Source organism: Pseudomonas sp. MEJ086 (genome assembly GCF_030209025.1).
In the GTDB taxonomy this organism is placed as follows: domain Bacteria; phylum Pseudomonadota; class Gammaproteobacteria; order Pseudomonadales; family Pseudomonadaceae; genus Aquipseudomonas; species Aquipseudomonas fulva_A.
On sequence record NZ_JARVSV010000043.1, the window covers coordinates 1 to 14,345 of the forward strand.

At 62.2% G+C, this 14,345-nt stretch carries 11 protein-coding genes; 4 read left to right on the forward strand and 7 right to left on the reverse strand.

What is annotated here, in order from left to right; all coding sequences use genetic code 11:
- Positions 1 to 1,420: retention module-containing protein (locus QRN22_RS23940; protein ID WP_285404233.1), on the reverse strand; the 1,420-nt coding region annotated here is incomplete at its 3' end.
- A gap of 290 nt (positions 1,421 to 1,710) precedes the next feature.
- On the opposite strand from QRN22_RS23940, the gene QRN22_RS23945 reads away from it, so the two are divergent.
- From QRN22_RS23945 to QRN22_RS23955, 3 genes are read left to right on the forward strand one after another with little or no spacing between them, the layout of a single operon-like run.
- Positions 1,711 to 3,057, forward strand: a complete 1,347-nt coding sequence (locus QRN22_RS23945) for a TolC family outer membrane protein (protein ID WP_042555063.1) — start codon at positions 1,711 to 1,713, stop codon at positions 3,055 to 3,057.
- A 33-nt stretch (positions 3,058 to 3,090) separates the two neighbouring features.
- Entirely contained in the window at positions 3,091 to 5,247 is a 2,157-nt protein-coding gene (locus QRN22_RS23950; protein ID WP_042555062.1) for a type I secretion system permease/ATPase, read from the forward strand.
- Between the two features lie 58 nt (positions 5,248 to 5,305).
- A complete protein-coding gene (locus QRN22_RS23955) occupies positions 5,306 to 6,610 on the forward strand; it encodes an HlyD family type I secretion periplasmic adaptor subunit (RefSeq protein ID WP_156152746.1) in 1,305 nt (434 codons plus the stop codon).
- 26 nt (positions 6,611 to 6,636) lie between these two features.
- Here QRN22_RS23955 and dspII read toward each other — a convergent pair whose 3' ends face one another.
- Genes dspII through QRN22_RS23970 form a run of 3 tightly spaced genes read right to left on the reverse strand, consistent with a single transcriptional unit; the run spans position 6,637 to position 9,863 of the window.
- Positions 6,637 to 7,740 (reverse strand): enoyl-CoA hydratase/isomerase DspII, encoded by a 1,104-nt coding sequence (dspII, locus tag QRN22_RS23960; RefSeq protein ID WP_042555060.1) that lies wholly within the window; start codon positions 7,738 to 7,740, stop codon positions 6,637 to 6,639.
- 31 nt (positions 7,741 to 7,771) lie between these two features.
- A complete protein-coding gene (locus QRN22_RS23965; protein ID WP_042555059.1) occupies positions 7,772 to 8,590 on the reverse strand; it encodes an enoyl-CoA hydratase in 819 nt (272 codons plus the stop codon).
- A gap of 25 nt (positions 8,591 to 8,615) precedes the next feature.
- Entirely contained in the window at positions 8,616 to 9,863 is a 1,248-nt protein-coding gene (locus tag QRN22_RS23970) for an ABC transporter substrate-binding protein (protein ID WP_042555058.1), read from the reverse strand.
- A gap of 194 nt (positions 9,864 to 10,057) precedes the next feature.
- Between QRN22_RS23970 and ung the strand changes: the two genes are divergently transcribed.
- Positions 10,058 to 10,750 carry a uracil-DNA glycosylase gene (ung, locus tag QRN22_RS23975; protein ID WP_042555057.1) on the forward strand — a complete coding sequence of 231 codons (693 nt, stop codon included), beginning with the start codon at positions 10,058 to 10,060 and terminating at the stop codon, positions 10,748 to 10,750.
- 58 nt (positions 10,751 to 10,808) lie between these two features.
- Here ung and QRN22_RS23980 read toward each other — a convergent pair whose 3' ends face one another.
- From QRN22_RS23980 to QRN22_RS23990, 3 genes are all read right to left on the reverse strand, one after another.
- Positions 10,809 to 11,663: a DUF6279 family lipoprotein gene (locus tag QRN22_RS23980; protein WP_042555056.1), complete on the reverse strand. Its 855-nt coding sequence runs from the start codon at positions 11,661 to 11,663 to the stop codon at positions 10,809 to 10,811.
- 117 nt (positions 11,664 to 11,780) lie between these two features.
- A complete protein-coding gene (locus QRN22_RS23985; protein ID WP_042555055.1) occupies positions 11,781 to 12,836 on the reverse strand; it encodes an AbrB family transcriptional regulator in 1,056 nt (351 codons plus the stop codon).
- A complete protein-coding gene (locus QRN22_RS23990) occupies positions 12,829 to 14,343 on the reverse strand; it encodes a tripartite tricarboxylate transporter permease (protein WP_042555054.1) in 1,515 nt (504 codons plus the stop codon). The genes QRN22_RS23985 and QRN22_RS23990 overlap by 8 nt, the downstream gene beginning before the upstream one ends.
- Positions 14,344 to 14,345: the final 2 nt, after the last annotated feature.

Consider the following 14,345-nt stretch of genomic DNA (forward strand, 5'->3'; position numbering starts at 1 on the left):
CAGTGGTATCGATTGCACCGCTATCGGTAGCTGAACCTGTGTTGCCTGCTGGATCAGTGACCTGAGCACCGACGGTGTAAGGACCTTCAGCCAATGCTTGCGGTACGTCGACGGTATAAGTGCCACCAGCCAGAACCGGGGTAGTCACGGTGATGACGGTGCTGCCTTGGGTGATCGTCAGCGTGACAGTGCTGCCAGCCGGCGCATCGGTGGTGCCGGAGATGGTCGGGGTGGTGTCGTTACTGACAGCAGGCGCATCGACGGTAATCGCAGGAGCAGTGGTGTCGATGGCACCAGAGTCGGTAGCCGAACCTGTGTTGCCAGCCGGATCAGTGACCTGAGCACCAACGGTGTAAGGACCTTCAGCCAATGCCTGCGGTACATCGACGGTATAAGTGCCGCCAGCCAGAACCGGGGTAGTCACGATAATGACGGTGCTGCCTTGGGTTATCGTCAACGTTACGTTGCTGCCAACCGGTGCATCTGTCGTGCCGGTGATGGTCGGTGTGGTATCGCTGGTGACCGCCGGTGCATTGACGGTAATCACAGGCGCGGTGGTGTCCACGGTGTACGGACGATCGGCTGTAGCGGTGCCTGTATTGCCTGCAGCATCCACGCTGCTGAGCGTGGCGGTAATGCTGCTGAAGCCGCGCAGGTCGCCTGTGCCGACCGCAATGCTGAAGCCAAGGGTGCCGTTGCCGAGATCAATGACGGAACCGCTGTAGAGATTGCCGCCCACGTTCAGAGTGATCGAATCACCGACGTTCGCTTCGCCGCCGACCGTGCCGGTGACGACGATCGTGGCCCCGCCCAGTTCCGCGCTGTTGAGCAGATCGTCACCGCTGATCGGATCGATGCTGATGGTGACGACCGGGGCGGTGGTGTCCGAGCCATCCGCCGTGGTTGCAGCGGTGTTGGCAAAGATGGCCGGGTCGTTGTCTTCGATGAGATTGGAACCCGGCGTGCCTGGACCAGCAGTCTCGAAACCGATTGTCGGATCGACGCGCTGCGCGGTTTCACTCAGCATGACCGTGCTATGGCCACCACCAGCACTACCACCGCCGCCGCCTGCGCCGGGACCTGCTGCGGTTGGTTCCAGCTCGGTGGTCGGGTCGAAGCCGGCAGCCAGCGCCTGTTCGAGTTCGCTGTTCGCCGCCTGGCTTGCGCTATCGGCAACGTCCTGCGTTTCAGGGTTACCGGCTTGCCAGGAGCTGTTGGCGCCCAGCTTGACGACTTCGCCGTCTGCCAGCTCAAGAGTAACGGAGCCGCCATCCGCGGTGGTGACTTGCTCACCCGCGAAGACGCGGTCGCCTTCGAAGACCTGGCGTCTGAACCCGTCAACCGACATGACGAATACCTGGCCAATCAACGATTTGATGACAGCGGCGAAATTACTCATAAAACAGCTCCATGCGCGCACGCGCGAGGTAATCCTGTGAAATACGTCTATACCGGTTATAGCGGATATTGCAAAAAACGGATCGTCATATAATTGGCGGGTATTTATAATTGAATCAATTTCGCCAGACTATTGACCCTTTGGGTCTGATCATAAACAATCGCACGCGGTGATGTCACTTTGATATTTTCAGATTTTTGACGCGCCGTGAATCACTGTAAACCAAGCGGCAATGATAGGCTGTCGGCTGGTCATGCAGCGACTTGATATTTACCGACAAGCTGTCGGCTTTTATAGGGAATTCACAGATCATGCGTTTCATTGCCATTCTTCCTCTTGCCCTCGCGATTTCCGTTTCTGCCCAGGGGCAGACGCTCACCGAGGCCATGCAGAATGCACTCAACGTGCATCCTGAAATCCAGTCGGGCATCAACGCCCGGATGGCGGTCGAAGAGGAAATGAAGGCTGCCAAGGCCGGTTACCTGCCGCGGGTCGAACTGCAGGCCGGATATGGTCGCGAAGGCACCGACAACAACAGTACCCGTGGCGTCGATGATCGCGGCTATCGCACGCTCAACCGTTCCGAATCCAGCCTGACCGTCCAGCAGATGCTGTTCGACGGTTTCGCCACCCGAGGCGAAGTGGCTCGCCAGCGTGCGACCGTCAACGCCCGCGCCTATGCATTGTTGGCGAATTCCGAGCGCACCGCGCTGGAAGTGGCTCAGGTCTATCTCGAGGTACTGCAGCGTCAGGATCTGTTGCGCCTTGCAGAAGAGAACCTGCGCAGCCATGAACGCATCTACGATCAGATCTCCTTGCGCAGTGAGCGTGGGGTAGGGCGCATGGCCGACCTGGATCAGGCTGAAGCTCGCCTTGCCCAGGCGCGCAACAACCTGCTCACCGAACAGACCAATCTGGCCGATGCTCAGGTCACCTACCTCAGTGTCGTGGGGCGCGAAGCTACCGATTTGAGCATGCCTGACAGCATGGGTGTGTACCTGCCCGAAAGCCTGACTGCCGCCCGTGACGAATTGATGGCCAACAACCCCAACATCAGTTCCGCCGAGGCCGATGTGAAGGCGACCGAGGCGCAGTACCAGACGGCCAAGTCTTCGTATTACCCGCGTTTCGATGCGGAGCTGTCCACCGGGGCCAATCACAACGTCGATGGCGTCGAGGGGCAGAGCAACGAATGGCAGGCGATGGTGCGCATGCGCTACAACCTGTACGCCGGTGGCAGCGACAGCGCCAACATACGTTCCAAGGCCTACCTGAGCAACCAGGCGATGGATATCCGCAACAACGCATTGCGGGTGCTCAACGAGGAGGTCGGTCTGGCCTGGAACGCGTTGCAGAATGCCCGTGCGCAGTTACCGATCGCCCAGCAGTACGTCGATCACAGTTCCCGTGTGCGTGATTCCTATCAGAAGCAGTTCGGCCTGGGCGAGCGCACCCTGCTCGATCTGCTGGACAGCGAGAACGAGTACTTCACAGCCGCTCGTCGCCTGGAAGAAGTGCGTTTCACCGAGCTGTTCACCCACTACCGCATCAAGGCAACCACCGGCACGCTGCTCAAGAGCCAGGGCATCGCGGCGCCGGTCGCCTCGGTACCGCTGGATGTTATCAAGGCCGATGTGCAACTGCCCAAGTTGAACTAGAGTCAGGTTTTTCAGGTAAAGGGTAATTGTTCAGTGGCAGTAGAACCTGATCCATCCCAGCCGCGTAACGATCCTCGCGACCGCTACGACGACCCCCTGCTGGATAGTCTGCTGTCGTTGTGCAGTCTTCATCAGAAATCCGTCAGCAGGGCCATGCTCACCGCTGGGCTGCCCCTTCCCAAGCAGCGCCTGAGTGCCGAGCTGTTGCCGCGTGCAGCGGCTCGTGCCGGGCTGCAGGGGCGCTGGTTGCGCCGCAGTCTGCAAAAGATCCCCGAGCTGGCGATGCCTGCGCTGTTGCTGTTGCGCGATGGTCGTAGTGCTCTGTTGCTGGGCTGGGAGGCCGATGGCCAGGCGCGAATCATGCCCAGCGAGACCGAGGGTGGCGAGGTTCGGGTCAGCGTCGAGACCCTGGCCGAGGACTACAGCGGGCGCGTGTTCTTCGCCCAGCCTCAGCACAAGTTCGATTTCACCCGCGGCGAGCTGATTCCGCGGGCGGGTTCCTGGTTCCGTGACACCCTCATGCGATCGCGCTGGCTGTATATCGATGCGGTCGCTGCCAGTCTGTTGATCAACCTGATCGGTCTGGTCACTCCATTGTTCGTGATGAACGTCTATGATCGTGTGGTGCCGAACCAGGCGGAAGCGACCCTGTGGGTGCTGGCCGTTGGTATCTGTGGGGTGTTCATCTTCGATCTGCTGCTCAAGACACTGCGGGGCCTGTGTCTGGATTTGGCGGGCAAGAAGACCGACATGATCGTCTCGGCCACTCTGTTCGAGCGGATCATCGGCATGGCGATGAAGCATCGACCGGCGCGGGTCGGCAGCTTCGCCCAGAACATTCACGAATTTCAGAGCCTGCGTGATTTCCTCGCCTCGCTGACCCTGGCCAGCGTCATCGACCTGCCGTTCACCATCCTGATTCTTGCCGTGATCGCTTACCTTGGCGGGCATCTGGTGTGGATCCCCATTCTCGCGTTTCCGCTGGTCGCCCTGATTGGCTGGGCCCTGCAGCGGCCCTTGGCACAGACCATGGAGCGCAGCATGGCGCTGGCAGCCGAGCGCCAGTCCGGGCTGATCGAAAGTCTGGCTGGCCTCGATGCGGTGAAGGTCAACAACGCCGAAAGCGAACGCCAATACATGTGGGAGCAGACCATCGGCACCCTCGGTCGCTTCGAGCTGAAGGCACGCATGTTGTCGAGCCTGGCGATGAACTCGACGCTGCTGCTGCAGCAACTGGCGGGTGTGGTGGTCATCGTGCTCGGCGTTTATCAGATCATCGCTGGCAACCTGAGCATGGGCGGGTTGATCGCCTGTTACATGCTCAGCTCGCGCGCGTTGGGGCCCTTGGCGCAGGTTTCCGGTCTGCTGATCCGTTATCAGCAGGCCCGCGTGACCCTCGAATCCGTCAATCAAATGATGGAGCTGCCGCAGGAACGCCAGGCAGACGAGCGCCCGCTGAAACGCCAGACGCTGCAGGGCGGGATCGAATTCCGCCAGCTGGATTTCCATTACCCCGACCAGCAACAGGCCGCGTTGCAGAACATCAATCTGATGATTCGTCCTGGCGAGAAGGTCGGCATCATTGGCCGTAGCGGTTCGGGCAAGAGCTCCCTGGCCAAGCTCATCGTGGGCCTCTACCAGGCCGATGCCGGCAGCTTGCTGGTCGACGGCATCGATGTGCGCCAGCTGGATGTCAGCGACGTTCGCTACAACATCGGCTACGTCCCCCAGGATATTCAGCTGTTCGCCGGTACGCTGCGGGACAACCTGGTATCCGGTGCACGTTACGCCGAGGATGAGCTGGTGCTGCAGGCCGCCGAGCTTGCCGGCGTGCACGAATTCGCACGGCTGCACCCCAATGGTTACGAGTTGCAGGTGGGCGAGCGCGGTCAGAACCTCTCCGGTGGCCAGCGCCAGAACGTCGCGCTGGCTCGTGCATTGTTGCTCGACCCGCCGATTCTGCTTCTCGACGAACCCACCAGTGCCATGGACAACACCGGTGAGGAACGCCTCAAGCAGCGCCTTTCCGCGATCAGCAAGAACAAGACCTTGCTGCTGGTAACACACCGCGCCTCGATGCTTACCCTGGTCGAGCGTCTGGTCATCGTCGACCGTGGCCGCATCATCGCCGATGGCCCGAAAGAGAGCGTCATGGAGGCGTTGAAGAAGGGGCAGATCAGTGTCAGTTAGGGACTCTTTCAAGCGCTTTTGGGGCGGTGTTTCTGCTTACTTCGGTCCCCGTGACGAAGTGGGCGACGAGCCGCTGCCGGAAGTTCGCAAGGCCCTTATCGAGGATGCACCCAGGGTCATGCGTCTCACGCTCTGGGGCATCATCGCCTTCGTCGTGTTCTGCCTGTTGTGGGCCAACTTCGCCGAGGTCGATGAAGTCACCCGGGGCGATGGCAAGGCCATACCATCCTCGCGGGTGCAGAAGATCCAGAACCTCGAGGGCGGCATCGTTTCCGAACTGTTCGTTCACGAGGGGCAGGTTGTCGAGGCCGGCACGCCGTTGCTGCGTCTCGACGACACGCGCTTTGCCTCCAACGTCGGTGAAACCGAGGCTGACCGTCTGTCGCTGGCCATGCGCGTGGAACGCCTGAGCGCGGAAGTCGAAGGACGCGAATTGGCCATCCCGGACGACATCGCCGAGAAGGCGCCAGGCCTGGCACAGAGCGAAAGGCAGTTGTTCCTCAGTCGCCAGCAACAGCTGCTGGACGAAGTGGCGGGTTTGCAGGAGCAGTTGACCCAGCGCCGCCAGGAAGTGCGTGAGTTCGTCTCCAAGCAAGGCCAGTTCCGCAATAGCCTGGAGCTGTTGCGCCAGGAAATTCGCATGTCCGAGCCGTTGGTGGCGGATGGTGCGGTATCGCCAGTAGAAGTGCTGAGGCTCAAGCGAGCCGAGGTGGAAAGCCGCGGTCAGTTGGAGGCCACTGGCCTGGCCATCCCCCGTGCGGAGGCGGCGATCAAGGAAGTGGAGCGCAAGATCGACGAAACTCGCGGGCGTTTCCGCAGCGAGGCGCTGACCCAACTGAACGAGGCGCGTACCGACCTGAGCAAGATCCAGTCGACCGGCAAGGCGCTCGAAGACCGGGTCAACCGTACCCTGGTCACCTCGCCGGTGCGCGGTATCGTCAAGCAGTTGCTGGTCAACACCATTGGCGGGGTGATCCAGCCCGGTAGCGACATGGTCGAGATCGTGCCCATCGATGACACCCTGCTGGTCGAGGCACGCATCCGCCCACAAGACATCGCCTTCCTGCATCCGGGGCAGGAAGCGGTGGTCAAGTTCACCGCCTATGACTACACCATCTACGGCGGCCTTAAGGCCAAGCTGGAGCAGATCGGTGCGGACACCGTGACCGACGAGGAAGGCAACAGCTTCTACCTGATCAAGCTGCGTACCGAGAAAAGCCACCTCGGCACCGAAGAGCGGCCTTTGCTGATCATCCCCGGCATGGTCACCTCGGTGGATATCATCACGGGCAAGAAGAGCGTGCTCAGCTACCTGCTCAAGCCGATCATCCGCGCCCGCGCCGAAGCTTTACGCGAGCGCTGAATCCTGTCTCACTCGGCTAGCGACACCTAGCCGAGGCGAGCCAGCGGGTGCTCGCCGTCTAGCTTGGCGAAGTGTGATTCGACCACCTGCGTCGGCACGCTGGCCACATCCGGCCAATGCCAGTGCGGGGTGTGGTCCTTGTCGATCAGCCTGGCCCGCACCCCTTCAGCGAATTCCGGAAGTCGGCAGCAGTTCAGGCTCATGCCGTATTCCATCCGAAACACCTGGGCCAGAGACAGGTGCCGTGCTCGCCGGATCTGCTCCCACACCAGATGACCCGTCAGCGGACATCCTCCCAGCAGGGTCCTGGCGGCTTTGGCCAGCAGGGCATCGTCGTCATTCTCCAGAGCCGCTAGCGCCTTCCAGCTGAGGGGCAGGTTGGACTGGTCGAGCAGCCTGTTGATACGCTCCCTGCGCGGTAGCCACTGGGCACTTGGCAGTTCGCTGCGTGCCTGGCGTTCCAGAGCCTGGAGCAGGCTGTGCAGCTGCAGATCCGGCTGCTCACGCCAGTTCAGTTGAATCAACCCGTCGATCAACGCGTCCTGCTGGGTATCGAGCATGAAACGATCGGCCAGATTCAGGTCGAGAGCGTCGCGGGCGTTCATCGGGCTGGCCGTCAGACCGAAGAACAGACCGAGCTTGCCGGGCAGCCTGGACAGGAAATGGCTGGCACCGACATCCGGGAACAGGCCGATGCTGACCTCGGGCATGGCCAGGCGGCTACTCGGCGTGACGATACGAATCCCTGCGCCCTGCAGCAACCCCATGCCGCCGCCCAGCACGTGGCCGTGTGCCCAGCAGATCAGGGGTTTGCGGTAAGTGTGCAGGTAATGGTCGAGGCGGTATTCATGGGCGAAGAAACGCTGCGCCAGGTCTGGTGTTTCACCCGGGTTGGCCAGGCAGCGCTTGGCCAGTTGCACCACGTCTCCCCCGGCGCAGAACGCCTTGCCGCCATTGCCGCGCAGCAGTACGCAGGCGATGCGCGGGTCATCGGCCCAGGCCTGCAGGCGATCCTGCAGGGCGTCGATCATCGGCAGTGACAGGGCGTTGAGGCTGTTGGGAGCGTCCAGGCTGGCGATCCCGATCAGATAACCATGCAGGCTGGAGCGTTCTTCAAAGGTGACATTCATGTCGATTTCCAGAGGCTGTTGCCAGTAAACATCAGGTGTTGCGCCACTGCGCCGGGCGCTTCTCCAGGAAGGCGTTGACCCCCTCGCGAGTGTCGGCAGCATCGAACAGGTCGACGAAGCGCTCGCGCTCCGCGGGTAACCAGGTGTTGGGCGCCCGTTCACGGGCGCCCTGGATAAGTGGCTTGATGGCGCGCACCGCCACCGGGCTCTGGCTGGCCACCTTGGAGGCCAGCAGTAGGGCATGGCCACGCGCTTCGCCGTCGTCCACCACTTGTTCGACCAGGCCGATGCGCAGGGCCGTCTGCGCATCGACCCGCTCGCCACAGAGGATCATCCGCTTGGCCCAGCCTTCGCCCACCAGCCAGGGCAGATGCTGGGTGCCACCTGCGCAGGGCAGCAGGCCGACGCTGGCCTCCGGCAGCGCCATCTGTGCTTGGCGTTCGGCGATTCGAATGTCGCAGGCTAGCGCGCACTCCAGCCCACCGCCCATGGCGTAGCCATTGATTGCGGCAATCGACACGCCGCGAAAGTCACGAAGTCGCTCGAAGGCTTCGCCGAAACGGCTGGCCATTTCCCGGGCGCGGGCCTTGTCGCCGTCGGCGAACAGCTTCAGGTCGGCACCGGCGGAAAAGAACTTGCCGCCCTGGCCGGTGATTACCAATGCGTAAATATCGTCGTCACGGTCCAGGTGTTCGATCAGGTGCTTGAGGCCGATCAGTGACTCGCGATCCCAGGTGTTGGCTGGCGGATTGTTGATGGTCAGCAGGGCCGTGTGGCCATGCTTCTCCACGGTGAGTTTGTGGGTGAGGTCGAAGATACCGGGTTTGTAAGGTTCGATTGCCGTACTCATGGGGCGTCCTCTGCAGTGCCTCTACTTACTGTAGCGTCAATGGTTGCCCGGCGTTGCGTCGTTCGGTCTGCCAGGTGGCCAGATCGGGCAGGCCAGTGCCGCCATCCAGGCGTTCGACGATTTCGAAGTAGTCCTGCTTGAGCGGGTCCTTGAGCACTTCGGAGCGGTGTTTCACTTTCACGGCATACACCGTCTGCACGTTCTGGTGGTCGAAACCGCGCCATTGCTGGCGGTCCTTGAGCAGCGTATAGCTGTGGCCTTCCAACGCCTTGATCAGGGCTTCGCTGTCCAGGCTGCCGGCACGCTTGGCTGCATCCGCCCATTGCTGAACGATGCTGTAGGCCGACGCCGCCGAGCTGGATGGATACATGGCGTAGCGCTCGCTGTAAGCCTTGACGAAGGCTTTGCCGGGGGCCGAGTTTTCCAGCTCCGGTACGCGCCAGGTCCAGGGTTCGGTACCGACTACACCCTCCATCAAGCCTGGCCCTGCCTGTTCGACGATGCTTTGCGTGAGGTTGGGGGCGACGATCTGCATGCGTGAGGTGAGGCCGAGGTCCTTGGCGATGCGCATCGCACGCACCAGATCCTCTCCAAACAACACCAGCGCCAGTACCTCGGCATTGCTGGCAGCTGCCTGGGTCAGTGCGTTCTGGTAATCGCCCAGATTGGCGCCGGGAAAGGGCACCTTGAGACCTGGGTGCTTGGCTGAGTCTTCGGTTTTGGTGGTCTGGCGCAGCGAGCTCTCGGTGGTATTGCCCCAGGTGTAATCGGCGGTGACGTAGAAGTAGCGTTTGTCGGGCAACTGTTTGTTCAGGTACTGCCCCAATACCCGGGCACTCATCCAGGCGTTGTTGCACTCGCGGAACATGTAGCGGTGCCCATCTTTGCCGGTGGTGTCGTTCGAGTAGGTGAGGGTGCCGAAGTACAGCAGCCCGTGCTGCGCCGCTCGCTTGCCTGCGGCAATGGCCACTGCGCTGGAGGCTCCGCCGAAGAGCATCGACGCACCTTCCTTGGCCAGTTTGTCGACATTGCGTTCGGCCTTTTCCGGCCGGGACGCGTCGTCCAGGCTGGACAGGCGCAGGCTTCGACCCAGCACGCCACCTTGAGCGTTGAGCTCGTCGATGGCCAGCAAGGCACCACGCATCTGCGCGAGGCCTTCCTCCTTGTAGCTCCCGGTGCGTGGGTAGTTGAGACCCAGGGTGATGGGGTCGGCGGCCTGCGCACAGGCATTGAATCCGACGCACAGGGCGAGAAAGGCGAGCAATCGTCTCATGATGCGTTCCTTGTTTTTATTGGGGTGCTGGCCGCTCCGTTTTACGCTTTTCTCAGCCTGATGTGTGATTCGCTTTTGGCATAAGAATCGGCTTCCTTCGATCTTTTTCTTGGGGGTGTGCCGGGCTGTCAGCCTTGACTTGATCTGTGCGCTTCTCTAGCGTGCCGATTCCATTGATTTACCCGGGAGCAGGCATGTCCGCCGCAGATAAGGTCAAGCTGGAAGCCGGCTGGAAACAGGCGCTTTACGAGGAGTTCGACAAACCTTACATGAGCGCCCTGGGCGACTTTCTGCGTCAGGAGAAGGCCGCTGGCAAGGAGATCTATCCGCCGGGCCCGCTGATTTTCAATGCGCTCGATTCCACCCCCCTGGATCGGGTCAAGGTGGTGATCATCGGCCAGGACCCCTATCACGGCCCAGGCCAGGCGCATGGCCTGTGCTTCTCGGTGCAGCCGGGCGTGGCCACTCCGCCGTCGCTGGTGAACATCTACAAAGAACTCAAGCGCGACCTGAACATCGACATTCCCGGCCACGGCTATCTGCAATCCTGGGCCGAGCAGGGCGTGCTGCTGCTCAACACATCGCTGACCGTGGAGCGCGCCAATGCCGGCTCCCACGCCGCCAAGGGCTGGCAGCCATTTACCGACCGGATCATCTCGGTGGTCAGCGAGCAACGTCCGCGTCTGGTGTTCCTGCTGTGGGGGGCACATGCACAGAGCAAGGAGCGGCTGATCGATACCGGCAAGCATCTGGTGCTGCGTTCGCCGCATCCGTCACCGCTGTCCGCGCATCGCGGCTTCATCGGTAACGGTCACTTCAGTCGCACCAACAAATTCCTCGAGCAGCACGGCCTGGCACCTATCGACTGGCGCTTGCCGGCTGCCTAGGGGGCTGCTGACGTTTCAGCGCGGCGGTGCGTCAACGTCAACAGATCCCAAAGGCTGGTCAGCGAGTGCAGATCTGGCCTGCCAGATCGCTTTGTATGGATGCGAAGCGTTTGGCCGCCTGAGTTCGCTGTTTGTCATCGGCGGCGGCCAGCAGGTCACTGAGCAGGGCGGCCATGGCCTGGCGTGATGCGGCGTAGGCTTGCTTCGCCTGCTCGTCATGGGCGCCGCGTCGGTTCTCCAGTACGTGAGTCATGCGCTCGGGGAAGTCCGCTTCATTGCGTGCGTCCAGCACGCTACGAAACTCATCCTGCCAGCGCGCACGATTTTCCAGCCACTGGCGATTCTGCTCGCGGCGCTCGCTGGCCCAGGCGGCGATTCGTGCGCGTTGTGCATCATTCAGTTTTCCGAACCAGGGCGTCAGGCGTTTCTCCAGGCGCTCGGCACGCTCGCTGATCTGGGTTTCCAGGGGCGGCTCGAGAAACTCCTGGCGATCTTCGAGGTTGTCCTTGTCCATGCGCGCATAGAGGCGCTGCACCTGCTCCGGGCGTAGGTCACGCAGCAACGAAACCGCAGTGGAATTGGTCTCTTGCACGATGGCGTGAAATGCCTGCTCGGCGTCGAGCATCTGCGCTTCGAGCTGTCCTGCGTCGGGTGCGGGCTCTTGCAGCAGGCCCTGGGTGCGTTGCAGCCAGTCCACGTAACGCGGCAGCTCGGCACTGCAATGCCAGTCGAGGTGCGCTTGCAGGCGCGGCTTGAGCCAGGCTTTTTGCTGCGAGTCGAGATCCAGGTACTGATTCACTCGCCAGGGAATCACCCAGTCGAGATTGCGATAGGCCAGGCTGGTCTGGCTGCAGGCGCTCACCAGCAGGCCGATCGCCAGCAACAGGGACAGGCTTTTCAGATAACCAGTCATGTATCAACGCCTCTTCGCGAGTACTCCGGAAGACGAGAGTACGTCAGCGATGTGGACAGCGGTCGGTCTGACATATTTGGCTAAAAAAGAGCCCGGTATCGACCGGGCTCTGCTGTTTCAGGTGAGTGGCAGGCGCCTCATCCACAGGCGGAACAAAGGTTCGGCCAGAAACATCACCATGAACAGGCGCAACGCCTGCAGTGCCGTCACCAGCGCTACCGACAGGTGCAGGGCTTCGGCGGTCAGGCACAGTTCGGTGATGCCGCCGGGCATCATGCCGAGCATCAGCGACACCGACTCGATACCGGCCAGCCAGCCGAGGGCGGTACCGAGCAGCGCAGTGCCTGCCATGGCCAGCAAGGTGAACAGCAGCACGCGAGCCAGAAAACCGGGTGCACTGCGAAAGAAGGCTCGGTCGAAATGACAACCCAGAGCGCAGCCGATCAGCCATTGGCCAAGCTGGCCGAGCCATTGCGGCGTGCCGATATGCAGATCGAACGCCACGCTTGCCGCAGCGCACAACGTCAGCGGGCCGAGCATCCACGGGTTGGGCTGCCCCAGGCGGCGCCAAAGCACCGCCAGCAGGGCACCTGCAGGCAGCAGAATCGCCAGCCAGAACCAGTCCACCGCTGCTGCAGGCGGTGGCTCCATGCTCGGCAGCCCCCAGGTGAACAAAGCCGGAATCAGCAGGATCACCATCAGCAGGCGCATACTGTGGGCGGCGGCGATGCGGGCCGGTTGTGCACCGTGGCGCAGTGCCAGATTGACCATTTCACTGGCGCCGCCCGGCATGCTGGCGAAGAACGCCGTGGCACGGTCGACACCCGAGCGGCGCAGCCCGGCGATACCGATCACGCTGAGCGCAAGCGTGGCGACCACACCGACGGCAATGACCGCCAGGTTGCCCACCACCTGCTCCAGCACTTCCCCGGTGAAATGCAGGCCGATACCCGCAGCCACCAGCCATTGACCGACCTGCCGTCCGCCGGGCATTTCCCGGCTGAGAACGCCAGAGCAGCGCAGGGCGATCACCGCCAGCAGCGAACCGATTACCCAAGGCAAAGGCCAGCCGACGAGGCTGGCCAGGTAGCCACCGAGTGCGCCAACCAGTGGCGTGGGCCACCAGTTGCGCAGGTGCTTCGGGTTGTCGTGCGGGTCGACGCTATCAGGCATTGGCCGCTTCGGCCTTGCGTAGACTGCGTCGACGCCAGCTGCGGTAGAAGGGCAGGGCGATCATCGCCACGATCAGTGTCCACACGCCCCAGGTGATCGGGCTGGCGAACAGAATGCCCAGCTCGCCATTGGAGATCGACAGCGCACGACGCAGGTTCTGCTCCATCAGGCCACCGAGGATGAAACCGAGCAGAATCGCCGAGAGCGGGAAGTCCATCTTGCGCAATATGTAGCCGGCGACGCCGATACCGATCATCAGGAACAGATCGAACGCGGTGGCGTGCACGGCGTAAACGCCAATCGAGGTGATGATGGCGATGGCCGGCACCAGGGCCCAGTACGGCACGGCGAGGATCTTGGTGAAGATCTTGATCATCGGCACGTTCATCACGATCAGCATGATGTTGGCGACGAACAGCGAGGCGATCAGGCCCCAGACGATGTCCGGCTGGTCGCGGAACAGCAGCGGGCCAGGGGTGATGTTGTACAGCGTGAGGGCGCCGAGCATCACTGCGGTGGTGCCTGAACCGGGTACGCCGAGGGTCAGCATCGGCACCATGGAGCCGCATGCCGAGGCGCTGTTGGCGGTTTCTGGTGCGGCCAGGCCACGCAGGTCACCCTCGCCGAACTTGTTGTCCTTGGTGGCCAGGCGTTTTTCGCTCATGTAGGCCACGGCACTGGCCAGGGTCGCACCGGCGCCCGGCAGGATGCCCAGACCGAAGCCGACTGCGCCGCTGCGCAGGTTGGTGGCCAGCACCGACATGCCTTCCTTGAGATTGAACAGCATGCGGCCCTTGGCTTCGATGGCTTTCTGGCCATGGTGAGTGCGCTCGAGCAGAACGAGGATCTCGCTGACCGAGAACAGACCAAGCACCAGCACCACGAACTGGATACCGTCGGCCAGGCCGAGGCTGCCGAAGGTGAAACGGTACACGCCACTGTTGGAGTCGATACCGACACAGGACAGGAACAAGCCGATGCAGGCGGCAATCGCGGTCTTCATCGGTTTGTTGCCGGCCATGCCTGCCAGACAGACGATGGCGAACACCATCAGCACGAAGTACTCGGCGGGGCCGAAGGCGACCGCCCAACTGGCCAGCAGGGGCGCGAAGATCACCACACCGCAGGTCGCCATCAGGCCACCGACGAACGAACTCCAGGCGGAGATCGACAGGGCCACGCCCGCTTTACCCTGACGTGCCAGCGGGTAGCCGTCGAGGGTGGTCATCACGGCCGATGCTTCGCCCGGGATGTTGAGCAGGATCGAAGAAATACGGCCGCCGTATTCACAGCCCAGGTACACGGCTGCGAGCAGGATCAGCGCGGTTTCCGGTGGCAGGCCGAGGGCGAAGGCGATGGGGATCAGCAGTGCCACGCCGTTGATCGGGCCCAGGCCCGGTAGCAGGCCGACGATGGTGCCGATCAGGGTGCCGCACAGTGCGGTGAACAGGTTGTAGGGGCTCAGAGCGACGCCGAAGCCCTGACTCAGGTAGCTAAAGGTATCCACGG